This window comes from Streptomyces triticagri (assembly GCF_003429565.1).
Taxonomy (GTDB): domain Bacteria; phylum Actinomycetota; class Actinomycetes; order Streptomycetales; family Streptomycetaceae; genus Streptomyces; species Streptomyces triticagri.
Genome location: NZ_QUAK01000212.1, coordinates 1 through 19,980 on the forward strand (window position 1 = coordinate 1; position 19,980 = coordinate 19,980).

The following is a 19,980-nucleotide window of genomic DNA, read 5'->3' on the forward strand; positions in this document are numbered from 1 at the left end:
CGCCCCCGCCGCCCGGCGAGGGCGCCACCACACAACTGCCACCCGTACCGCCGGGCCCCGCGGCCCCGGCCCCCGAGGGCCACGCCGCGCACGGCCACCCGGCACCGGGCTCGGCCCCGCAGGGCTGGCCCACCGCACCACCCGCCGTGCCCGCCTATGCGGGCGCCGGCGGCGGCCACGAATGGGGCGCCGCATACCAGCCGCCCGCCGGATCCTCGGGCCGCGGCAAGGGCGGTCTGGTCGCGGGCGTCCTCGTCGCCGCCCTGGTGGCGGGTGGCCTCGGCGGGGGAATCGGCTACTGGGCGGCCGAGCGCAATGACAACTCGGTCGACTCCACCACCGTCTCGGCCTCCGACACCCCCGCCGACCTGAAGCGCGAGCCCGGCACGGTCGCCTCCATCGCCCAGAAGGCCCTGCCGAGCGTCGTCACCATCGACGCCCAGAGTGGCGGCGGCGAGGGCGGCACGGGCACCGGCTTCGTGTACGACCGCGAGGGCCACATCCTGACCAACAACCACGTGGTCGCCTCCGCGGCCGAGGGCGGCCAGGTCTCGGCGACGTTCTCGAACGGCAAGAAGTACGACGCCGAAGTCCTCGGCCGTGCCCAGGGATACGACGTCGCCGTCCTCAAGCTCAAGAAGGCCGAGGGCCTCAAATCCCTGTCGCTCGGCGACTCGGAGAAGGTCGCCGTCGGCGACTCGACCATCGCGATCGGCGCCCCCTTCGGGCTGTCCAACACGGTCACGACCGGCATCATCAGCGCCAAGAACCGCCCGGTCACCTCGAGCGACGGCTCGAGCAACAAGAACTCGTACATGAGCGCCCTGCAGACCGACGCCTCGATCAACCCGGGCAACTCCGGCGGCCCGCTGCTCGACGCCCGCGGCGCCGTCATCGGCATCAACTCCGCGATCAAGCCCGCGGAGAGCGGTTCGGGTCTCGGCGGCGGCCAGGGCGGTTCCATCGGCCTCGGCTTCGCCATCCCGATCAACCAGGCGAAGAACGTCGCGGACCAGCTCATCAAGTCGGGCAAGGCGGTCTACCCGATGATCGGCGCCTCGGTCTCGGTGGAGGAGCGCTCCGACGGCGGCGCCCAGGTCTCCGACCAGGGTGCGGGCGGTGCCGGCGAGCCGGTCACCCCGGGCGGCCCGGCCGACAAGGCGGGCATCGAGCCCGGCGACGTCATCACCAAGCTCAACGACCGCATCATCGACAGCGGCCCGACCCTCATCAGCGAGATCTGGACCCACAAGCCCGGCGAGAAGGTCAAGCTCACCTACGAGCGCGACGGCAAGGAGCACACGGTCGACGTGACCCTCGGCAGCAAGGGCGAGGACTGACCGTCCCGTTCGACGCCCGACGACGGCCACGAGCGTCCTCCCCGCGCCCCCGGGCCCGGTAGGCTGTAGCCCGCTCCGCACCAGCCGCGGAGCCGAGGTGGGTTGCCCGAGCGGCCTAAGGGAACGGTCTTGAAAACCGTCGTGGCGCAAGTCACCGTGGGTTCAAATCCCACACCCACCGCAGCAGGTCAGCGTAAATGCAGGTCAGAGGGCGTGACCCCGGTCCGGGGACACGCCCTCTGCTCTTGCCCTGTCTCACCCTGAATCGGGTATGTATCGCCTCTGACCAGTGCGTGTGGGCCATGCGCGGGCCAGGATCAGGACCCCTCCGCCTCCTCCAACCCCTTCTGGATCAGGCTGTTGGCGTGGGCCGAACTGCCCTTGAGTAGCTTGGCGTAGAAGCGGTAGAGCACCGCGACGCTGTGGCCGGCACGGTACGCGACCTCCACCGGGTCCACGCCCTGTTTGATCCACAGGGACACGGCGGCATGGCGCAGGCAGTACGGCACGTCAGCCATCTCCGACTTCACCTCAGCAGGGGTCAGGACGGCTTCGCGGGCCGAGTCCCACACCGAGCAGTACTCGTTGGACGTGAGGCGTCCACCTCGAGCAGCCCAGAAGAGCCGACCGTCCGGGGCAGTGCCGCGGGCGATGTGAGCGCGGACCATCCGCACGTACGCCGGCGGGACCGGCACGGCGCGAACGGCGTTTCGGGCCCGGTGCTTGAGCCCTCGCTCATCGTGGGACTTGCCACCGTCCGTCCACCCTGCGCCGACCTCCGGGTGGCTCTCGGAGACCAGCACTTCACCCCAGGCGTCGGGTTCGCTCTCCGGCGGGAGCGTGAAGTCCTCCGCACGCAGGGAGACCGCTTCCCCGGGACGGGTGGCCACGTAGTAGATCGCGCCGAAAAAGGTTTCCAAGTGCTCACCGCGGGAGCCCTGTTCGGTCACCGCCGTGAGGAGCCGCCTGGCAAGCCGCGGATCCGGCACATACCGGAAGTCGACTTCGTCTGATGTGGATGGTGCTGTCCAATCGACGGAGAGGAACGGGTGGCGGTTGAGGAGCGCGCGCTCCTCAACCGCGTACCGGAAAGCGTTGCTCAGGACCATGCGCTTTCGGTTCGCCGTGTTCTCGGCCGCGGGGTTGCCGTCGAGTTTCTTGGACAGCGCGACGAACGCAGCACGGATGTGCTCCGGTTTCGCCGCATCGTTCACCTTCAAGGAATTCGCCGCGATCCAGGCAAGAGCCTTCCCCATTTCTTCAGGGAGGTCTTCGGTGTCGCAGCGAAGCATCCAATCTCCGCCCTCGGGCCTTGTGGCCCTGAACGCCCACTGATAGAGCGCGGTGCGGAGGGTCCGGGCATCCGGCCGTCCCGCAGTGGTGCGTACGAGTACGGGCGTCACCACGGCCAGCGACTCCGCGATACTCGCCCGGTGCTTTCCTGCCGCACCGGGCCATTTCATCAGGGCGTACGCCTTCGCGTGTTCGTACCACGTCGGCATGGAGAGGGCGGCCAACTCCTTTTCAGGAAGGCCGGTTTCCTCATCGAACCGTTGGCCTTGACGGAGGGCTTCCATGAGTTGTGAACGGCGACCTTCTGCCTGCGGCTTGAGATGAAAGCTCTTCGAATGCCCCTCCGTCCCTACGCGCCATCGAACCTCCCAGGGTTTCGGGCGACCGGAGCGGCGGCGAATGGACCAGAACACAACGTCGTACGTGAGCATGTTTCTCCACAGCAGAAGAAGGCCCGCCCCGAGAAAGTCTCGGGGCGGGCTGAGTCGGTCAGAGGGTCAGGCGGCGGCGCGTTCTCCGCAGGTTTCCCACCACTTGTCCAAGTCAGCGCGGCTGACGCGGAGTTGGCCGTTGGGGAGTTTGCGGAGGCGGGGGGCTTGGCCGCGGGCGCGCATGCGGTAGAAGGCGGCGCGGCTCATGCCGAGTTCGTCGAGGACTTCGGGGAGTTTGAGCATGGTTCGGCGAGACATTCCGTGGCTCCTCGGGGAAGCGTCGGGAGTGGCGGTGTGGTTGGCGTCACAGTGCGCTGAGTCGCGACTCATCGCGACTCAGCGGGGGTTGGAGCGGGTCTGAGTCGCGATGAGTCACGACTCAGACGATTGCGGCGCGATGTGGTTCAGCGCGATGCCGTTGTAGACGGCGATCTGCCGGCCGTGCTCGTCTCGGGGCCTGGTCCGGTGGAGCTGGGGGACCACGGAGAGCAGGTTGCGGCCGAAGACCTGCTTCGTGCCGATGCTGCGGACGCCGTTGTCTTCGGCCCATTCGCGCCAGATTGCCCACAGGGTGTCCACGGGGACGCTGCAGGTGGGCCCGGTGGTGCAGCGTTCGCGGACGAACGCGGATGTGGGTGAGGCGGTGTCCTGCATGGTGGTGACGGCCTCGCGGCTGGACGGCGGGTCGGTGATGCGGCCCGTGCGTTCGAGGCGGGCGAGGCCGTCGAGTGCCCAGTTGAGGATGCCGGGCATTTCGGCGGCGAGGCGGTCGGTGAGGTGGGTGTCTTCCTTGCCGAGCCAGGACACGGTCATGTTCAGGACGATGAACCGGCGGGCGATGACGCCTGAGGAGTCGCCGAAGTGCGGCAGTTCGTTGGTCAGGATCATCAGCCGGGTGGGCAGACGTCCGGTCCATGCCTCGCGGAACTTGCGGTCGATGTCGATGGTGTCCTCACCGGAGATGGTGAGGAGCCGCTCGACGACGGGCCCGCCCCCGTCGCCCGCCAGGCGTGCGTCGGAGATGACCGCGAGGGGCTTGCCGACCAGGGTGGCCAGACCGAAGTTCGAGCCGAGCCCGGCGAGGGTGGGGCCGGCCAGGTTCTCCTTGCCGACCAGTTCCTTCAACACCCGGGCGATCGTGCCTTTACCGGAGCGGGATGGCCCTTTGATGAGCAGGATCTTTTGCTGGTCGGTGCGGCCGGACAGGACGTAGCCGAACCATTCCTGCAAGGCCGAGATTGCCTCGGGGTCGTGGGGCCAGATCTGGTTCAGGAACTGTTCCCAGGCGGGGGCGGTGGCCTCTTCGTCGTAGGCGAAGGGGACCGACACGAGGTTGAAGAACTGCGGTCCGTGCGGCAGGAGTTCACGGTCTCGGATGCGCAGGAGACCGTTCGCGCATGCCACGATCGGCCCGTCGTCGTCACGGTCGCGCTGGTCGTCGATCCATGCCGGGGCGTCGGTGTCGGTGGGCAACAGGGTGATGGCCGCGAGGGCATCGAGCAGGTTGCCGATTTTCTGTTTGGTGGGGGCCCAGTCCCGGATTTCGGGGTTGCCGTCGCGGTCGGTGCCGCCCTGGTAGAGGGCGTGCTCGAGACGGGTGTACATGCTGGCGCGCATCTGGTTTTCGTCGAACTCGCGCCAGCTGGTGCCGTTCCAGCGCATCCACGAACCGCGCCAGCGGCGGCAGACCAGATAGCCGTCGTCGTTCTGCCAGTCGGGGATGAGGCGGCGGGCGACGGCCATCGGGTTGGTCGGTGCGGGCAGTTCTTCGCACGCGGTCATGAGACCGTCCTCCCTTCCGGCGGCGCGGTGTACGGGCAGTCGGCTCGGTGGGTGGTGTGGTCGTCGATGAGGTCGAGGACGTGTGCGTGGCCGACGGCCATCCGGTCGCGGCCGCACGCGCACCGCGACGTGGCGGTGGGAGTCCTGCCCCGCGGGGCGGTGATGTGGAGCCAGGCGACCGGGTGCCGCCCGTCAGGGAGCGGCGGGGTGGGGCGAGGGGCAGGAAGGACGCCTTCGGCGTCGCCCTTCGGGGCGCCTGCGCCCGCCGTGCCCCGGCCGCCGGTGGCGTCCGTACGCCGGGTGGTGGTCATGCTGCCTCCCCGGTGGTGTGGGCCAGTCCGTTGGTGACGGCGCGGCGGGCGTAGGGCTCGGGGACGCCGACGGAGACGGCGGCGGCCACGATGGGCTCGGTGAGGGTGTCGAGCCCGCACGGGCCGGGGCAGGCGGCGTGCTGCCGGGCGAGGAACGCCGCGACGCTGTAGGCCTGTGTGCCGGCGCCGGATTCGGTGCGGGCGAGCACCATGGCCACCCCGCGGTCGAGGCCGGTGTGGACGTACGAGGCGGTGTGGCGGCATCCGGTGGCCACGGTCCGGTGCCACGCCTCCCGTGCAGGGGTGGAAGAGGCCACCCCGGGCGTCGGCCGGGCGGTGGCCTCTTCCCGTGCGATCAGGGTGCGGACGGCGTCCGGCAGGAGGATCATGCGGCCGGTGCCGGGTCCGAGCCAACGGGCGTACTGCATGAGGGACTTGATGTCGACGCCGGGCCGCACGTCGTGGGTGGAGCGCATCGTCCCGCGGTAGATCCAGTGCTGACCGCGAGTGGTGGTCACGGTCCGGGTGGGCGGCAGGTGGGCCTGCGCCCACGCGACGGCGTCGGTGTTGTCGAGGTCGACGACGGTCAGGCGGGCCCCTGCGGGGTGGTACGCGACAGCGGCCGCCTCGCGCCACGCACCGGCCCACTCACGGGAGTTGATGACGGTGGGGTCGGTGGTGGCGGCGGCCCAGGCGTGGCAGGGCTTGGGGCAGGTGCACGGTCCGGTCTGCTTCATGTTCGGTCGGCCGCCGCACGCGTTCTTCGTGCAGGCGGGGCAGTTCCCGAAGGGGGCCTTGCCCGCGCGCAGCGGCAGCACCGGGACCCCGGAGCGGGCGAGGTTCAAGGCGGTGGTCAGGGGGTCTCGCGGTGGGGTGGGGTGTTGGGTCATGCTGGTTGTTCTCCTGGTCTCTTGGAGGGACAGGGAGGACCGGGGCGGGTGCGGGCTTTGGCGAGACGGCACCCGCCCCGGGCGTATCTAGAACGGCGGGGCCTCCCCCGATCCCGCGGCGGCCGGAGCCGGTGCGGTGCCGGTGTCCCACGGGTTGTCACCGCTCGCGGCGGCCGGGGGGCGCTTGGCGTCGATGGTGACGTTGGTGAAGCGCAGGGAGGCGCCGATTTCGTCGATGTCGAGGGCGAGCATGCTGCGCTTCTCGCCCTCGGGGGTCTCCCAGTTGTGCTGGCGGATCCGGCCGAACGCGACGACGCGCGAGCCCTTGGTCAGCGATTCGGCGACGTGTTCGGCGACCTGACGCCAGGCGGCGCAGCGGAAGAAGGAGGCGGTGCCGTCCTTCCACTGGTTGGTCTCGCGGTCGAAGACGCGCGGGGTCGAGGCGATGGTGAACTTCGCCAGTGCGGCGCCGTTGTCGGTGAACTTCAGCTCGGGGTCGGCGGTCAGGTTCCCGATCACGGTGATGGGAGTCTCTCCGGACATGAGCGTGTCTCGCTTTCGGTTCAGGGGTGGGTGGTGTGCTGCCGTGTCCAGGCGGCGTACTGGGCGCGGACGTAGCCGCGCGGGTCGGTGCCGGTCGCGCCGTCGCACTCCATGAGGCGGCGGGCCGCGGCGTCGGCGACGGCGGGGGCGTCGGTGAGGATGTGGGCGTTCTCGTCGTCGAGGGCGATGCGGTCGAGGACGGCGGCCTTGCGGAGCCAGAACTCCCGCGGCAGCTGTGTGCCGAAGGGGCGGGTGGCGGCCTGGTCGGCGGTCCAGCCGATCTCGCTGATGATGCTCGGGGCCCGCGCGTACGCCACGGCCGCCGTGAGGGCGGTGGGCGCCGGGGGCTCGGTGATGGCCATGACGGCTCCTGTCACAGGTCGGTGAGCGCGGCGGTGGGGATCTCGTAGATGTCGGCGACGTCGGTGACGCCGGTCCAGAGCCCGGGCGTGTAGTGGACGTAGGCGATGTGCAGCGCCTCGCCGTTGCGAGCGGTGCAGGCGTAGACGTGGACCGCGTCCACGGTCTTGGCGCCCACCCTGCGGGCGCTGCGGATCGCGGCCGTGGCCTGGTGGACGGTCAGCCGACACGGGGCGGCGCGCCGGTCATCGACGATCGGGTAGTGGGAGGCGCGGCGGGGAGTGACGGTGCGTGCCATGAGTGGTGTCTCCTTCGAGTCGATCAGGCGTCAGGGTGGAGAGCGCACGAGCAATCGTTCTCAGGCCACTGGCAGTTGGGGCAGCGGCCGGCGGCGACCAGGGCGGCGCGGCGCTCGCGGTCGTTCGCGTCGGCCTTGGCGGTGTTGTAGCCGAGCGGGCTCAGAGCGGTATGCGCGTGGTCGAGGAAGTCGGCGAGGGTGGTCGCGACGATGGCCGCGGACGCGAGGGCGGCGCGGGTCTCACCGGCGTGCTCGTCGACCTGGCCGACGTCGGCGGTCAGGTGGCCGCTCTTCTCCAGGGCGGTGAGCGCGTGGCCGATCTGCTCGAAGGTCTGCGGCAGACCGCGTACGAGCATCTTCAGCGACGCAACCGCCTGGTACGCCTGGCCGGGGTAGGCGAGCCCCGCACCGAGCTCGGGACGCAGGGTGGCGTGGTTGAACTTGCGGATCTCCTCGGCAGCAGCGGCCGGGTACCTCTCCGGGTTCCTGCGGGTCATGGTCAGGACTCCTTGGTGATCTCGGCTGACGTATAGGGGAGTTGGGGCAGCCCGGCGTCCGCGAGGGCGGTCGGGTTGTAGCCGGGCAGGGTGGCGCGGGTGATGAGGGCGGTGGCGAGCTGTTCGGCGTATTCGGCGCCTGCGCGGGCCACCTCGATGCGGGCGCCGGCTTCGATGGCGGCGACGCGTTCGACGTGTGCGTGGTCCTCGCGGCGGGCGGCCTGCTGCCGGTCGTGGGCCAGGTCGTCGCGGCGTTCGTGACGCCAGAGGCGGGCGGCGAGGCCGTAGACGATGACGGTCGCGATCGCCCACAGGAGCAGGGGCAGGGACAGGCCGTCGGTGTATCCGGCTACTCCGGCGAGGGCGAGGGCGGCGGATCCGCTGAAGGCGGTGACGGTGAGGGTGGTGTCCCCGAGCCGTCCGGCACCGACCGCGCCGGCCGCGGCGCATCCGGCGGCGAGCGCGGTCATCAGTACGGCGCCTCCGACGGAGTGTTCGGCGCCGTTGGCGTTCCAGATCCGGCCGAGGATGAGCACGGTGGAGGTGGCCAGGGCGGGGGCGGCCTTGGGGGCGGCGAGGGCGAGCCAGTGACGGGCGACGATCGGTTCGTGGGTGGTGGCCACGGCAGGGGCCCCTTCTGTCAGGTGTCGATGTCGCGGATGGTGTCGATGACGGAGTTGGTGATCTGGCGGATGGTGCTGCTCGCGTCGGTGTCGGCGAGGTAGAAGCCGAAGAGCACGAGGATCACCGCGGCGACCAGGCCGACGGCCTTGAACCGGAGCAGGACGAACGCGGCGATGCCGAGGACGAACACGACGGACAGGGTGATGGCCATGGGCAGGGCCTCCCTTCGGAGTTGGGCCCGGACGGGCTGGGGGCGGGTCAGCGGCGGTGGAGGCTTCGGGCGTTCTCGCGGGCCTGTGCCTTCTCGCGTATCGCGTCGATCCGGCTGTCGATCGCCTTGGTGGACTTGCCGCGGGACTGGCGGCGCATCGCCTTGCCGGAGAGGTAGATGACGCGGGCGATTTCGCGGGCGTTGTGCGGGTCCTTGTTCGTCAGGGCCATGTCGGTTCCTCCGCAGGAGAGTTGGCGGGGCTCGGGGTGGTGCAGAACGCGGTGGTGCAGGCGCCGGGCGGCGCGGGGCGCTGGTCGTTGTCGTCGGTGCCGTGGCATGAGCCGATGGCGACACCGAGGGCGATCAGGACCAGAAGGGGGCGTAGGCGCGGGATCATCAGCGGGTGCCGTCCTGGTGGATGCGGCGGGCCCGGTTCACGAGCCACCAGCCGATGCGTATGCGGCGCCCCTCGCCGCGGCAGCGACGGCAGACCTTGCCGACCTTGATACGGCCGCGGCGATTCACGCGGGCCTTGTGGCCGAGGCCGTGGCACTTGCGGCAGTTCCCGAACGGGCTGACCGCACACACCATGATGTAACTGAGTGTAATGATGAGTGGGCAGGCGATAGTAAGGAGCGTGGGGGTCATGAAGGGCCCTCCCAGGCGGGTTTCAGGGGTTTTCGCAGGTGGGCCGCTATCCACTAGCGGCCTGATCACAGGCGGTATAGGTCGCTAAGGGGACCGCTAACGCTAGCGGGGTGCGGTGCTAGCGCTAGCGGCCCCGGGGCGTCAGCCCGCAGCCTGCTTTCCGTCACGCTCCGCAATTGCAGAGGTGATGTCGGCACGGGCGATCCCGCGCCGGTTGACGACCTTGCCGTCCATCCGGCGGCCCACCTGGATCGTGGTCAGGCCGCGCGGCTTGAGTGCGGACGACAGGGTTTCCGGCTCCCACCCGTCGTAGACCTCGGGGCGCAGTTCCGCGAGCCGGGCCACGACGGTCTCGGACCAGACCTTGGTCTCCTTGGCGGGGACCACGGCGAGGATGTCGGCGAGCAGGTCGTAGGCCGGCGCGGCCGGTTCGGGCTCTTCCCCGAGGGCGTGACCGGACAGCAGGCCGGCGCGTTCGCGGGCCTTGCGGGCGCGGGCGGCGATGGATTCGGCGCCCGGTCCGTCCACGTACACCGAGCCGACGATGCGGGCGTCCGAGCCTTCGCCGACGAAGTAGTGGATGCCCTTGTCGCCCCAGGCGAACATGGTGGCCCGCACCCCGCGCTTGTACGCGGACGTGCCGAGCACCATGTCGTTCTCCAGCTGGCCCATGACCTTCAGGCACCACCGGGCCGACGCGTTCGCGCTGATCCCCGTCGGCAGGGCCTTCGCGTCCGGCCGCTGCGTGGCCAGGAGCACCACGATCCCGGTCGCCGGACCGCGTTTGACCAGGTCGGTGAAGATTTCCTCGAACTCCTTGCCGTGTTCGGGGTGCTCGAAGGCGACCTGGCATTCGTCCATGCCCACGACGATCGGGTGCAGGCCCAGCGACCGCTTGTCTGCCAGAGCCGAGGTGACCTTCGACTCGGGGCAGATGTCCCGCGGCAGGGACCGGATCACCTTGGTCCGGCGGCGCAGCTCCTCGCGCAGCCAACGGGCATCGTGCAGGAGGTACTGGATGGCTTCGTCGTCGTCGCCGGCGGCGTGCCGGTGGGAGACGGCGTTGCCGACCGGGTCGAGGTCGCCGGTGCCCTTCATGTCGTAGGTGTGCAGCTCTGCCCGCGGATCGAGCGCGGCGATCAGCAGAAGCAGCCTGAGCAGGAACGTCTTACCCATCCGCGGGATGGCGCCGATGATCCCCGCGATGTACATCAGGGTGACGGCGACCCAGCGTCCGCGCTGGTCGGTGCCGTAGGCGACCGGCTTGAACAGGTCGACCGCACCGGACTTGAGCAGCGGCCAGGCGGGCTTCTTCGCGGTCGCCATGTCCTGATCGCCGACCCACAGCACCAGACGCCCGGTGTGCTCGTCGGCGACCGCCTCGGGCCAGACGCAGCCCAGCGGGCGGCGCAGACCCGAGGCGAGGCGCTCGCGGCGCTCGATGACGTCCGTGACGGTCACGCCGAAGGGCAGGTTGCCCTCGGCACGCCAGCCGGGGCCGTCGCGGGTGATGGGGGCGGTGAACTCGAACCCGTCGCGGCCCTTGGACTGTGCCTGGCTGATCGCCGGGATGCCGAGCGCACCCAGCGCCCGCAGGACGATGTCGCTGGTGAGCTTGGTGGCCTTGGGCATCTCGACCGCCCGGTGGATGACCGGGTCGTCCGCGCGCCGGCCGTTCGCCCCGAGCGCGGCTATCACCGACGCCGCGGAGACGGCCTGCAACCAGGCCGGGGCGAGGACGTAGATGGCCAGCGCGGTGCCGACGCCGACGAACAGGGCGAGCACCGCGACCAGGGTGCGCAGGCGGACCCGGCCGTCGCGCTGCCGCGACAGGGTCAGGTACTCGGAGGCGTCCTCCCGACGGACCGCGGCGGCGCGCACCGGGTCACCCTCGCGGTCGGCGACCCACCGCAGGGTCGACCCGACGAACTTCGCCGCCCCGAGAGGGGCCTGCAAGGTGAGCCGGGCGGTGTAGATCGGGGAGCGCAGGGCGTGGTAGCCGGCCGCGTGGGCGTAGTGCCGGGTGACCCAGGTGGTGGCCGTCTTCAGTTCGGACGTGGAGCGCAGCCACACCGGGATCACGTCCCGGCGCTGGGCGCCCATCAGCCGCCCCAGATACCCCGGACCGGTCGCGGTCGGAGTCGGCTGGTCGACGTGGACGGCCTTGGTCGGGTCGTCCGACTCGTTGTCTCGGGAGTCGGCCGACGGGTCGGGACGGGAGTCGGGCGACCGGTCGGGGGTCGGGTCGGACTTCGAGTCGGCCGACTCGCTGCGGGCCGTGCGGGCCTTGTCGAGGTCGACCACCTCACCCCCCGAGTCGGCCACGGGGGCGGTCATTTCGGCTTCGAGGCGGTCGAAGAGTTCACGGTCGTCGTCGGGGTGCTTCACTGGTGCTTCCTTCTCTCGGGAGGGACCAAGGGGCCCGGCCGCGGGCTGTAGGAGGCGTAGCGGCCGGGCCCTGTGGCGAGGTGAAACGATGCCGGTTGGAGGCGCCCGCTGAGGGGACAGTCTGTCCACAGGCAGTTAGGTCGTTTCGCTTGACAGCACGTGCTGGTGGGCGAGGGTCACCACCAGCGCGAGCGCTTCGGCACCCGGTTCGGACAGCCGTTGAGCATGTGGTCGACGCACTGCGGGCAGTCGCCGCGCATGCCCTTGTGGACGGTGCGGTCGTGGGCGTGGTGCCAGCACTGCGGGCACTCGCCGGGCGGCGTGCTGTGGGGGTCGGGCACGGCTGGTCTCCTTCGGTCAGATGGTGGAGTGGGTGGGGTGGGCGGCGGCGATCTCCTGCCAGCGGCGGTTGGTGCCGGGGTCAGGGCTGTGGACGCGGGCGACGTAGTGGCAGCCGGGGGCGGTGCAGCGGTGCGTGACGACCGACAGGGCGTCTTCGAGGCGCAGGGCGAGCCACAGGCCCGCCCACCAGATCCCGAGTACGGACGATGCGGCCTGCAGGGGCGGGACGCCGTAGGAGCGCAGGCGCATCCCGGTGCCGATGGCCAGGGCGAGGCTGAGGGTGCGGATGAGATGCGGCAGGACCCGCCGCCGGGTGGCTGGTCGCACGGTGAACTCCGAGTTTGGGGTAGGTGGTTCAGGCGGCGAGCCGGTGGGCCAGTCGCGGCGCAAGGGCGGCTTCCATGCGGTAGGCCTCTTCCTCGTGGGCGTCGAGTTGCCGTTCGTAGGCGCGTACGTCGCGGCGGGACAGTGGCTCGATGCCGTAGTTGTTCCGCAGGCCTTTGACGAGCAGGTCGTGGATGCCGGGGCGGGTGAACTGCATGGCGTGCACCAGTTCATGGACGAGGGTGGCGCCGAGGTGCTGGGGGTCGGTGAGCTTGCGCGCGTTGAGCAGGATCACGACCGTGCCGCGTCGGGCGAGGACGGTCGAGCCGTAGTTACGGCGATCGTTCCGGCGCATTTCCCGTTCGGCTTCTGCACGTGCCTGTGGTGTGATGCGGCGGCCGAGGGCCTGTTCGGCCGCCCGGATGGTCAGGTCGGTGACGCCGGACGGGGTGGTGAGGATGATCTCGGTGTGCGGCAGCCGTCCGGGGACGCTGGTGCGGACCAGGTCGGCGGCGAGCGGGGCAGCGTCCTGGATGGCGCGCAGGACGCTGCGGTGCCCGAAGAGTCGGTGCGTGGTGACCTTGATGGACACGGTGAACTCCAGTGCAGTCAGGGGATGTCGGCGCAGTTCAGGCATGTGCCGAGGGAGGCCGGGATGCAGTAGCTGTAGATCCCGTGGCAGGAGGGGCAGGTGCGGCGGGCGAGCATCGCGAGCGCGAGGGCGCCCCACTTGCGTGATGTCATCGGCCGTACCGGCAGGGCGCGGTCGATGCGGTAGAGGTAGGCGACCGCCACCCCCGTCTTGCGGCGGCGGGTGCGGCGCATCAGTTGGGCGGCGACGGGCTGTCCGCCGGGCCGGAGGCCTTGTTCGCGCAGTTGGCGGCGGGTGGCGTAGCCGTCGGGTGCCAGGCGCCAGGGGAAGGTGGGTATCCCGTGGCGGGCGCCGGTCGGGTCGTAGCAGTCCGCGTAGGCGGTCATCAGGCAGCCACCCCCTTCCCGCTGTCATCAGCGCTGTCGGGGTTGTCCGGGGGGTCGACGGCGTGCAGCCGGGCCCCGGCCCGTTCGGCAAGCAGGGCGTCGCGCAGGGTGCGGGAGTTCTTCGCTGAGCAGTGCAGCGCGGTGCGCAGGGTCTCGGCATTGATGTCGGAGTCGGCCCACCCCTCGGTGGCGGTACGGGCTTCCTCGAGCAGCTGCGCCGCCGTACGCGCCGGGGCCTTGGTCGCGTTCTTCGCCTTGCCCCGCGGCTTGGCCGCACGGCGCGGTGGCCTCTTCGCCTCCTGCTCGGCCGTGGGCGGGGCATCTGACGACGCGGCATCGCCCACTGCAGGGGCGGGTGTCGGGATGGGGTCGAGGTCTCCGAGCTTGAGCAGGACACGGTGACGGCGCGGGGTCTTCCAGCGCCAGCCGCGGCCGTGCTGTTCGCGCAGGTCGGCGCGGGCCAGCTGCCGTGCTCGTTCGCGGGCCAGGGCGTCGGTGTAGGAGGTGAGTTCCCACAGGGTCATCCGGCGCCACAGTCCGAAGGTGGAGAACGGGGCGAGGAGCCACCGTCCGGCGCGGATCTTGTCCATGCGGCGGCCGGTCGCGGCCCCGATCCGCACGGCGTAGATGTGCGCGGCGATCTCGGAGAACACCACCCACAACAGCGGCATCGTGCCGTGCGCCAGCTTCGCCGACAGGGTGCGTCCGGCGTCGATGTTGAGCCAGCACGTGACCAGGGTCAGCACCCAGGGCACGAACCGCACCCAGCTCAGCGCCATGTCCATCCGGATCAGCAGCAGGTTCGCCAGCGTGAAGACGGGGATGGCGACGTCGATGCCGACGGGCAGCATCCACGGCTGCCCGAACCCCCACCGCGCGGCCGCGTCCGAGACGGCGTCGAGCGAGGACACCAACCCCAACCCGCCGACCCCGGCCGCCAGCAGCGCCCCGAGGCCGGCCAGGCCCAACTCCGGGCGCGTCAGCGGCGGAATAGCCGGACGCTCGGTCTGTTCGTTCGCGCTCACGACGCACCTCCGTCCCACGGCGGGTTGGTGAGTTTGGTGATGGCGGCGATCTCGTCGCCGGTCAGCACGGTGGCGTCGTTGATGGCGTGGGCGGTGGTGCGGATCTCCCGCCACAGGTGGGAGACCTTGCGGCGGGCCATGCCGCGGATCTGACCCCACGACTTCCCGCCCGTCGGCACGTGGCCCCGGCCGATGGAGTAGCCGTACGAGGAGAGGGTGTCGATGACCTGTTCACGGTCGTGGTCCGCCGCGCACGCCACGGCGCGTTCGGGGGTCCACAGGCCGTAGGCCAGCAGGTATTGGATGTTGGCGATTTCACCGGCGGCGGCCTGTGCGGCGAACCGCCAGGCGTGGACGCTTTCGGCGTGGAAGGCGGTGTTGCCGGTGATGTTCCAGTCGCCGGGGGTCGGTTCCCAGGCGATGACTTCGCTGGTGATGACGTGCATGCCGTAGGCCATGGACAGCACGGCGTGCCCCGCCTCATGGAAGGCGATGCCGAGCCGGGCCTGTTCGTAGTCCAGCGGCATCGGCAGGAGCGGCTTGGGCGCGCCGGTGTGGTCGGTCAGCAACTCAGCGGGCGGTGTCGTCCTCATGCCGCCACCTCCTTACCGACGCGCGGCCGGCGGCCGGCCGGGCGTGCGAGGGGGATGACGTTGAACAGGTCGGGTGCGTGGTCTTCGAGGGCCTGTGCAGCGACGCGTACGGCGTCGTCGGGCAGGCCCGGGTGGTCGGTGAGGATGTCGCGGGCGGCATCGAGCCGCGCGGCCCGCTCCTCGGGGCTTTCGCCGTCCACCCCGAGCCACAGCTCGAGCGGGGTACCCAGGGCCAGTTCAAGGAAGTCGAACGGGGTCACGGCCTGGTGGCCGTTGATGTACGCACGCATGGGGTTCTCCAGGTCAGGAGGGACAGGGAAGAGGGCGGGGCGGGTGCAGGCTGTTGGCGAGACGACACCCACCCCGCGGTACGGGGTGGCGAGGGGGTCAGATGGCGGCGAGTGCGAGGGCGGCGACGGCGAGGGCGGTCACGTGCGCGGTCTGGTCGACGTGAGCCGCCCCGCCGTGCTCCGCGAACTTGGGCTGCCGGGCGAAGGACATCCAGCGGGCCACCGGCCAACGCCGGTCAATGACCGCATGGGTGGCGCCGATCCACAGCAGCGCGCCGACCACGGTGGCAAGGTCCACGTCCATGCCGAGCACCGCGATGCCGGCGGCGAGCACGAGCGCAGTCACGGTGACGTGGGTTGCGGCATGTGCCGCGTTGGCCTTCCAACCACAGGCGCCGGGCCCGGCCTTGTGTTTGGCCTGGTGGTCGGTCTGTAGCGGGTAGTCGGACGGACAGCGAGGCGCTACGCGGAGGTGTCGCGGTGCTGCACCAACTGGATGGCCATGCGGGGGAAGTCGGCGACGGCGTCGAAGTCGGCGAAGGTCACGCCGTGGATCGCGACGGCGGCAAGCATGTCGCGCAGGAGGGCGCACGCATCTGCGCTCTGCCGCGGGGTCGGCCGGTAGGCCGGCGCGTACTGCCGGGCGGCCTCACCGATGCGGGAAGCGATGTGGTCAAGGTCGTGCTGATTCATGACAACTCCAGGTCAGGAGAGACAGACAACGGGGGCGGGGCAGGGTGCAGGCAGTTGGCGAGACGACACCCGCCCCGAGGGAGGGACAGGAAGCAGTCCGCGGCCGAGACGGCCGTCGGGCTAGCGGTTGGTGCAGGTGGGGTACTTGGATCCGCGGTAGCAGTCGTTGTAGTCGCCCTGCCCGACGCGGAACCTGTGCTCGCCGCCGTCCTTCGTGCGGACCGTGAGCTTGTACGTCCAGGTCTTGGTGGACGGGTAGTAATTGCGGTCCTTGTCGACGACGCGACCGGCCGGGCCCTGCTCGAATCCGCAGGAGATCAAGACGAGGGCAGCGACGCCGGCAGCGGCCAGGAGCAGGCCTGCCTTGACGAAGCGGCCGGAGGCGGCGAGAGCGAGCGGCATGGACGTTCCCCCTTCGACGACGGCGACCGGGCCATCCGGCGACCGTGAGCCAGGCCGACGGTTCCTCCGGAGTACCGGGGGACTGCGCCTGGTTCGGAGCTCATCGGCTCCCCCGCTCCCCGCCCGAAGCCTTACGCAGAGCGCAGGGCGTCGGGCGGGAGAGGCGGCCGGCCGACGCGGTGAGCGCGGCGGCACGTTGGGCTGTGCGCGGCAGATGCCGCGGAGGTTCTACGGAACGCGTATCGATCGATTGCCAGTCACCGCCCCAAAAGGGCGGATCCGGGCGGGACACCCGGCCCGACATGGGCGGTCGGGATGGTGCCCCGCACCCATCGACCGCACCTGTTCATGCGGCTGGGTCGGCACTCTGTTCAGTTCTCGCAGCGCTTGTTCCGGGCCGTGCTTCCGGGCGCTGTTCATGCAGGTCAAACGGGTGGTACGAGCGCTCCGCCCTGTCTCAGCAGCGGTTAACTCTGTCTCAGAGTGCACTGTGAGGCAGAGTGCGTCAAGTCCCCTGGTGGAACAAGTGGCGTGGGGCGCTGGTTCTACCTCTGCGACTCAGGCACTATGAGGCAGGGATCTGATGAGACTTGGGGTGCAAATGGTCGAGTGGACCGGCAAGTTCGCCTACCAGCAGGTGGCCGACGACCTGCGACGACGTATCGCTGATGAAGAATTCGCCGACACCGGGCAGCTGCCGTCTCTTGCGCAGCTCCAGAAGACGTATGACGTGACTGTGACCGTTGCCCGTCAGGCAATTCGACAGCTCACGACGGACGGTCTGGCCGTGAGTCACCAGGGCAAAGGCGCCTTTCTGACGCCCGACGCCGGTCGCGCTGCTCTGTCCGTCGATCCGGTCGGGACCGTGGTCGAGCTGCGGGAAGAGGTTGCGCAACTTCGGACCGAAGTGGGGGAGTTGCGCCACCGCGTCGAGACCTTGGAAGGAAGCTGACCTTCCGGCGGGCCGGGGTGCGGCCTGAGTGGTCGCTCTGCGGTGCATCCGAACCTCCTCGTTCGATGTGTGCACCACTTCACACCCGCGCCGCGAAAACGTGTATCACGTCCCGCTAGTTGAGAAATTCCAAGCGGTTTTATACATCCGCTTACACATGCTCTATCACTGTTTTCCATAGGCCTAGTCGAGTCGCTACACTCGCGGCTTCGACCAGCTATCTAGGAGGGGCAGATGGCTCGGAAGCGTCCAGATTGGAAGCCTGACCTGCTACGGATGCATCGCGAAGAAATAGGGCTCACCCTGGAAGAGACGGGCGAGAAACTTCGTGAAATCGCGGAGCGACACGGCTTCAACATCGCTGCGAACTTTCAGACGATCTGGGGCCACGAGAAAGGATCGGTGTATCCCGGCCCGCATTATCGTCGGGCGTACTCCCGCCTCTATCGTCGCAATGAAGCTCAGCTTGGCTTCCGTAAAGCACTGCCCGGAGAGGATGCCCCTGTGGAATCCGTACCGGTGTCCGCTTCCATTGAGCGAAAGCTCCCCGATCAGCCTGACGTCGTGCGCCAAGCGCTGAGCAGTATTCGCGAGGGAACTGACGATGTGGACAGCGACGCCCTTCGCGGCCGCGTGGTCGACGCATGGCGTCGCCACACCGCGGGAGGGAGTGTCGACGGCCCGACCGTCATCCTGGTCGGAGGCTATGCGGGGTCGGGAAAGTCGGAGTTCGCGAAGTTCCTCGGAGGGCTGACCGGATGGCCCATCTTGGACAAGGACTCCCTGACGCGCCCCCTGGTCGATCAGCTCCTGATCGCACTTGGAGGCGAGGCTCACGACCGGAGTTCAGCGCTTTACCGAGAAAAGGTCCGGCCGCTCGAATATAAGTGCCTGATGGAAGCGGCGTGGGACAATGTCGACTGCGGAATCTCGACGATCCTGGATGCGCCGTTTATCTCCGAGTTCTCACAAGCTGAATGGATGCAGCGATTCCAGAATCGTTGCCGTTCAAAGAGGGTGTCTGTCGCGACTATATGGGTCGAGTGCGACCCGGAATCCATGCGGGAGTACATCGAATTCCGTGGGGCTGCACGCGACATGTGGAAGATGGAATCCTGGGATGAGTACTTGTCAGGGCTCGACCTGAAGCTGCGTCCGCAAGGCCCGCACTTCGTTGTGGACAACCGGCTGGGCGCAGCCGTGGCCCTGGTCGACGAAGCACGCGACGTACTGAGCGGAGGCGGACTGTGACCCCTTCCGGCGTCATCCTCTACGGGCCCCCAGGGTCCGGCAAGGACACGATCACGGCCGAACTGAGCGCACTGCGGCCAGAGTTCGCCCTCTTCCAGCGGCTCAAAGCCGGTCCCGGCCGGACCACGGGCTACCGCCTCACGACACCTGAGCACATCGAGGAACTGGCGCGGACCGGTGACCTGCTGTACCGGAACAGCCGGTACGACGCGCAGTACGCCATCGACCGCGGCGAGGTGGCGGCACTCGTCGACTCTGGGCGCATTCCAGTGCTCCACATGGGCCAGGTCGCCGGCGCTCGCGCTGTCGCGGCACATCCCATCGACTGGGTACGAGTGCTCTTGTGGTGCCCCGAAGACGTGACGCGGCAACGCTGCCAGGGGCGCGGGGACAAGGACTTGGACGCCCGGCTCAAGGTCTGGCACGAGACGCGGCAGGATCTCTTGGACCACGCGGACGAACCCTGGTCGCTCGTCATCCGGACCGACCAAGTCTGCGCGGAACGGGCGGCACTGGCCATCGACAACGGGCGGGCTGCCGGCGCTCCCGCCGAGGTACGCGACATCCGGGCGCTGGTCGGATGACCATCGTCGGAGTTCTGCATCCAGGCAGCATGGGGGCTGCGGTGGCGGCCCAGGTCCGTAGCGACGGCCCCGGGGTGCTGTGGTGCACTGCCGAACGCAGCTCGGCCACGCAGCAGCGGGCCGCTCGGCACGGTCTGACCGCCGTGCGCGATCTGCGAGAGGTGGTCGACCAGGCGGACGTCATCCTCAGCATCTGCCCTCCCGCTCACGCAGAGGACGTGGTTGCGGAGACTGCAGCCCATTCCTTCTCCGGGACCTACGTAGACGCCAACGCCATTTCACCAGCGACGATGGCGCGGGTTGCCGCGATCGCTGAACGGGGCGGAGCGACCGTCGTGGACGGCTCGATCGTCGGCTCACCACCGTCCGATTCGAAGTCCACGCGCCTCTACCTGTCAGGCCCCGAGGTACCGGTGGCAGCTGTGGCAGGGCTCTTCGACGGGTCAGCGGTCCGTACGCACGCGCTCGTCGGGGGTGTCGGTCGCGCCTCCGCGCTCAAGCTGGCGTACAGCAGCTATCAGAAGACGTCCCGCGTACTCGCTGCCGTGTCGTACGCCCTTGCTCGTGACCACGGGGTCGAGGCGGAGCTACTCGACATCGCGAGCGGACGTACTGCCAGCTACCTCGCGGAGACGGATTACATCCCGAAGGTGGCCGCGCGGGCGTGGCGGTGGGGACCAGAGATGGCGGAGGCCGCCGAGACCCTGCGGGAGGCCGGACTTCCAGCTGAACTGGCAGAGGCCTCCGCCGCGGTAATGAACCGGTGGGATGCCCTCAGGGATTCGTCCCTGGGCGTCCCCGAGGTACTCGAGCAGCTACACGACAAGTCCGCCGGCACGGCGGACTAAGACGCCATTTCACTTGGCCAGGCGGCGGTGACATATGAGGGTTGCGGCGATGGCGGTGAAGGCGAGGAAGTGTTCCGGCTTG

29 protein-coding genes, 1 tRNA gene and 1 pseudogene are annotated in these 19,980 nt (G+C 69.6%); 6 read left to right on the top strand and 25 right to left on the bottom strand.

What is annotated here, in order from left to right; genetic code table 11:
• Positions 1-1,340 (top strand): S1C family serine protease (locus tag DY218_RS28425; protein ID WP_407703697.1); only part of this gene is annotated, 1,340 nt, incomplete at its 5' end.
• A 96-nt stretch (positions 1,341-1,436) separates the two neighbouring features.
• Positions 1,437-1,521 (top strand) — tRNA-Ser (locus DY218_RS28430).
• Positions 1,522-1,657: 136 nt separating this feature from the next.
• On the opposite strand, the gene DY218_RS28435 is transcribed toward DY218_RS28430, so the two are convergent.
• The 25 genes and pseudogenes from DY218_RS28435 to DY218_RS28545 form a co-directional block, all read right to left on the bottom strand.
• Positions 1,658-3,064, bottom strand: coding sequence for a tyrosine-type recombinase/integrase (locus tag DY218_RS28435; protein ID WP_128559018.1), 1,407 nt, complete (start codon positions 3,062-3,064; stop codon positions 1,658-1,660).
• 66 nt (positions 3,065-3,130) lie between these two features.
• Positions 3,131-3,322: a helix-turn-helix transcriptional regulator gene (locus tag DY218_RS28440; protein ID WP_128559019.1), complete on the bottom strand. Its 192-nt coding sequence runs from the start codon at positions 3,320-3,322 to the stop codon at positions 3,131-3,133.
• Between the two features lie 114 nt (positions 3,323-3,436).
• Positions 3,437-4,846, bottom strand: coding sequence for a DNA primase family protein (locus DY218_RS28445; RefSeq protein WP_233521945.1), 1,410 nt, complete (start codon positions 4,844-4,846; stop codon positions 3,437-3,439).
• The gene (locus DY218_RS28450) at positions 4,843-5,157 is read right to left on the bottom strand and encodes a hypothetical protein (RefSeq protein ID WP_128559020.1); all 315 of its coding nucleotides are present in this window, start codon (positions 5,155-5,157) and stop codon (positions 4,843-4,845) included. The genes DY218_RS28445 and DY218_RS28450 overlap by 4 nt, the downstream gene beginning before the upstream one ends.
• Entirely contained in the window at positions 5,154-6,047 is an 894-nt protein-coding gene (locus tag DY218_RS28455; RefSeq protein ID WP_128559021.1) for a bifunctional DNA primase/polymerase, read from the bottom strand. Before DY218_RS28455 ends, DY218_RS28450 begins: the two co-directional genes overlap by 4 nt.
• Before the next feature lie 87 nt (positions 6,048-6,134).
• On the bottom strand, positions 6,135-6,590 hold the full coding sequence (ssb, locus tag DY218_RS28460; RefSeq protein WP_128559022.1) for a single-stranded DNA-binding protein: 456 nt from the start codon (positions 6,588-6,590) through the stop codon (positions 6,135-6,137).
• Positions 6,591-6,610: 20 nt separating this feature from the next.
• A complete protein-coding gene (locus DY218_RS28465; RefSeq protein ID WP_128559023.1) occupies positions 6,611-6,952 on the bottom strand; it encodes a hypothetical protein in 342 nt (113 codons plus the stop codon).
• Between the two features lie 11 nt (positions 6,953-6,963).
• On the bottom strand, positions 6,964-7,248 hold the full coding sequence (locus DY218_RS28470; protein ID WP_128559024.1) for a hypothetical protein: 285 nt from the start codon (positions 7,246-7,248) through the stop codon (positions 6,964-6,966).
• Between the two features lie 23 nt (positions 7,249-7,271).
• Positions 7,272-7,745, bottom strand: a complete 474-nt coding sequence (locus DY218_RS28475) for a hypothetical protein (RefSeq protein ID WP_128559025.1) — start codon at positions 7,743-7,745, stop codon at positions 7,272-7,274.
• Between the two features lie 2 nt (positions 7,746-7,747).
• On the bottom strand, positions 7,748-8,368 hold the full coding sequence (locus DY218_RS28480) for a hypothetical protein (protein WP_128559026.1): 621 nt from the start codon (positions 8,366-8,368) through the stop codon (positions 7,748-7,750).
• A 17-nt stretch (positions 8,369-8,385) separates the two neighbouring features.
• Positions 8,386-8,580, bottom strand: a complete 195-nt coding sequence (locus DY218_RS28485; RefSeq protein ID WP_128559027.1) for a hypothetical protein — start codon at positions 8,578-8,580, stop codon at positions 8,386-8,388.
• 47 nt (positions 8,581-8,627) lie between these two features.
• Positions 8,628-8,810 carry a hypothetical protein gene (locus tag DY218_RS28490; RefSeq protein WP_128559028.1) on the bottom strand — a complete coding sequence of 61 codons (183 nt, stop codon included), beginning with the start codon at positions 8,808-8,810 and terminating at the stop codon, positions 8,628-8,630.
• A complete protein-coding gene (locus DY218_RS34380; RefSeq protein ID WP_158574150.1) occupies positions 8,801-8,977 on the bottom strand; it encodes a hypothetical protein in 177 nt (58 codons plus the stop codon). Before DY218_RS34380 ends, DY218_RS28490 begins: the two co-directional genes overlap by 10 nt.
• Complete coding sequence (locus tag DY218_RS28495; protein WP_325052028.1) at positions 8,977-9,171, bottom strand: hypothetical protein; 195 nt, start codon at positions 9,169-9,171, stop codon at positions 8,977-8,979. Before DY218_RS28495 ends, DY218_RS34380 begins: the two co-directional genes overlap by 1 nt.
• A gap of 198 nt (positions 9,172-9,369) precedes the next feature.
• Positions 9,370-11,616, bottom strand: a complete 2,247-nt coding sequence (locus tag DY218_RS28500; RefSeq protein ID WP_199566881.1) for a cell division protein FtsK — start codon at positions 11,614-11,616, stop codon at positions 9,370-9,372.
• A gap of 176 nt (positions 11,617-11,792) precedes the next feature.
• Positions 11,793-11,957 carry a pRL2-8 gene (locus DY218_RS28505; protein ID WP_128559030.1) on the bottom strand — a complete coding sequence of 55 codons (165 nt, stop codon included), beginning with the start codon at positions 11,955-11,957 and terminating at the stop codon, positions 11,793-11,795.
• Positions 11,958-11,973: 16 nt separating this feature from the next.
• Complete coding sequence (locus tag DY218_RS28510; protein ID WP_128559031.1) at positions 11,974-12,285, bottom strand: hypothetical protein; 312 nt, start codon at positions 12,283-12,285, stop codon at positions 11,974-11,976.
• Positions 12,286-12,313: 28 nt separating this feature from the next.
• A complete protein-coding gene (locus DY218_RS28515; RefSeq protein ID WP_128559032.1) occupies positions 12,314-12,874 on the bottom strand; it encodes a hypothetical protein in 561 nt (186 codons plus the stop codon).
• 17 nt (positions 12,875-12,891) lie between these two features.
• The gene (locus DY218_RS28520; protein ID WP_128559033.1) at positions 12,892-13,260 is read right to left on the bottom strand and encodes an RRQRL motif-containing zinc-binding protein; all 369 of its coding nucleotides are present in this window, start codon (positions 13,258-13,260) and stop codon (positions 12,892-12,894) included.
• Entirely contained in the window at positions 13,260-14,285 is a 1,026-nt protein-coding gene (locus DY218_RS28525; RefSeq protein WP_233521946.1) for a DUF2637 domain-containing protein, read from the bottom strand. The genes DY218_RS28520 and DY218_RS28525 overlap by 1 nt, the downstream gene beginning before the upstream one ends.
• Complete coding sequence (locus DY218_RS28530; protein WP_128559034.1) at positions 14,282-14,878, bottom strand: hypothetical protein; 597 nt, start codon at positions 14,876-14,878, stop codon at positions 14,282-14,284. Before DY218_RS28530 ends, DY218_RS28525 begins: the two co-directional genes overlap by 4 nt.
• The gene (locus DY218_RS28535; RefSeq protein ID WP_128559035.1) at positions 14,875-15,168 is read right to left on the bottom strand and encodes a hypothetical protein; all 294 of its coding nucleotides are present in this window, start codon (positions 15,166-15,168) and stop codon (positions 14,875-14,877) included. The genes DY218_RS28530 and DY218_RS28535 overlap by 4 nt, the downstream gene beginning before the upstream one ends.
• Before the next feature lie 97 nt (positions 15,169-15,265).
• Positions 15,266-15,604, bottom strand: a pseudogene (locus DY218_RS35475) (DUF3307 domain-containing protein); the annotation flags it as partial.
• 26 nt (positions 15,605-15,630) lie between these two features.
• A complete protein-coding gene (locus tag DY218_RS35480) occupies positions 15,631-15,861 on the bottom strand; it encodes a hypothetical protein (RefSeq protein ID WP_233521947.1) in 231 nt (76 codons plus the stop codon).
• Between the two features lie 120 nt (positions 15,862-15,981).
• The gene (locus tag DY218_RS28545; protein ID WP_128559037.1) at positions 15,982-16,263 is read right to left on the bottom strand and encodes a hypothetical protein; all 282 of its coding nucleotides are present in this window, start codon (positions 16,261-16,263) and stop codon (positions 15,982-15,984) included.
• A 601-nt stretch (positions 16,264-16,864) separates the two neighbouring features.
• Here DY218_RS28545 and DY218_RS28550 point away from each other — a divergent pair.
• The 4 genes from DY218_RS28550 to DY218_RS28565 all read left to right on the top strand — a co-directional run bounded on the left by DY218_RS28550 (position 16,865) and on the right by DY218_RS28565 (position 19,898).
• Positions 16,865-17,215, top strand: coding sequence for a GntR family transcriptional regulator (locus tag DY218_RS28550; protein WP_158574152.1), 351 nt, complete (start codon positions 16,865-16,867; stop codon positions 17,213-17,215).
• Between the two features lie 234 nt (positions 17,216-17,449).
• On the top strand, positions 17,450-18,466 hold the full coding sequence (locus DY218_RS34645; protein ID WP_199566882.1) for an AAA family ATPase: 1,017 nt from the start codon (positions 17,450-17,452) through the stop codon (positions 18,464-18,466).
• Positions 18,463-19,050: a guanylate kinase gene (locus tag DY218_RS28560; protein WP_128559039.1), complete on the top strand. Its 588-nt coding sequence runs from the start codon at positions 18,463-18,465 to the stop codon at positions 19,048-19,050. The genes DY218_RS34645 and DY218_RS28560 overlap by 4 nt, the downstream gene beginning before the upstream one ends.
• The gene (locus DY218_RS28565) at positions 19,047-19,898 is read left to right on the top strand and encodes an NAD(P)-dependent oxidoreductase (protein WP_128559040.1); all 852 of its coding nucleotides are present in this window, start codon (positions 19,047-19,049) and stop codon (positions 19,896-19,898) included. Before DY218_RS28560 ends, DY218_RS28565 begins: the two co-directional genes overlap by 4 nt.
• Positions 19,899-19,980: the final 82 nt, after the last annotated feature.

Excerpts from the sequence above, each read along its gene's own strand:
- DY218_RS28485 (WP_128559027.1), bottom strand. The coding sequence starts at position 8,580 with ATGGCCATCACCCTGTCCGTCGTGTTCGTCCTCGGCATCGCCGCGTTC.
- DY218_RS35480 (WP_233521947.1), bottom strand. The coding sequence starts at position 15,861 with ATGAATCAGCACGACCTTGACCACATCGCTTCCCGCATCGGTGAGGCC.
- DY218_RS28445 (WP_233521945.1), bottom strand. The coding sequence starts at position 4,846 with ATGACCGCGTGCGAAGAACTGCCCGCACCGACCAACCCGATGGCCGTC.
- DY218_RS28455 (WP_128559021.1), bottom strand. The coding sequence starts at position 6,047 with ATGACCCAACACCCCACCCCACCGCGAGACCCCCTGACCACCGCCTTG.
- DY218_RS28435 (WP_128559018.1), bottom strand. The coding sequence starts at position 3,064 with ATGCTCACGTACGACGTTGTGTTCTGGTCCATTCGCCGCCGCTCCGGT.
- DY218_RS28520 (WP_128559033.1), bottom strand. The coding sequence starts at position 13,260 with ATGACCGCCTACGCGGACTGCTACGACCCGACCGGCGCCCGCCACGGG.
- DY218_RS28490 (WP_128559028.1), bottom strand. The coding sequence starts at position 8,810 with ATGGCCCTGACGAACAAGGACCCGCACAACGCCCGCGAAATCGCCCGC.
- DY218_RS28565 (WP_128559040.1), top strand. The coding sequence starts at position 19,047 with ATGACCATCGTCGGAGTTCTGCATCCAGGCAGCATGGGGGCTGCGGTG.
- DY218_RS28440 (WP_128559019.1), bottom strand. The coding sequence starts at position 3,322 with ATGTCTCGCCGAACCATGCTCAAACTCCCCGAAGTCCTCGACGAACTC.
- DY218_RS28535 (WP_128559035.1), bottom strand. The coding sequence starts at position 15,168 with ATGCGTGCGTACATCAACGGCCACCAGGCCGTGACCCCGTTCGACTTC.
- DY218_RS28450 (WP_128559020.1), bottom strand. The coding sequence starts at position 5,157 with ATGACCACCACCCGGCGTACGGACGCCACCGGCGGCCGGGGCACGGCG.
- ssb (WP_128559022.1), bottom strand. The coding sequence starts at position 6,590 with ATGTCCGGAGAGACTCCCATCACCGTGATCGGGAACCTGACCGCCGAC.
- DY218_RS28470 (WP_128559024.1), bottom strand. The coding sequence starts at position 7,248 with ATGGCACGCACCGTCACTCCCCGCCGCGCCTCCCACTACCCGATCGTC.
- DY218_RS34645 (WP_199566882.1), top strand. The coding sequence starts at position 17,450 with ATGGCTCGGAAGCGTCCAGATTGGAAGCCTGACCTGCTACGGATGCAT.
- DY218_RS28475 (WP_128559025.1), bottom strand. The coding sequence starts at position 7,745 with ATGACCCGCAGGAACCCGGAGAGGTACCCGGCCGCTGCTGCCGAGGAG.
- DY218_RS28530 (WP_128559034.1), bottom strand. The coding sequence starts at position 14,878 with ATGAGGACGACACCGCCCGCTGAGTTGCTGACCGACCACACCGGCGCG.
- DY218_RS28465 (WP_128559023.1), bottom strand. The coding sequence starts at position 6,952 with ATGGCCATCACCGAGCCCCCGGCGCCCACCGCCCTCACGGCGGCCGTG.
- DY218_RS28550 (WP_158574152.1), top strand. The coding sequence starts at position 16,865 with ATGGTCGAGTGGACCGGCAAGTTCGCCTACCAGCAGGTGGCCGACGAC.
- DY218_RS28545 (WP_128559037.1), bottom strand. The coding sequence starts at position 16,263 with ATGCCGCTCGCTCTCGCCGCCTCCGGCCGCTTCGTCAAGGCAGGCCTG.
- DY218_RS28495 (WP_325052028.1), bottom strand. The coding sequence starts at position 9,171 with ATGGTGTGTGCGGTCAGCCCGTTCGGGAACTGCCGCAAGTGCCACGGC.
- DY218_RS34380 (WP_158574150.1), bottom strand. The coding sequence starts at position 8,977 with ATGATCCCGCGCCTACGCCCCCTTCTGGTCCTGATCGCCCTCGGTGTC.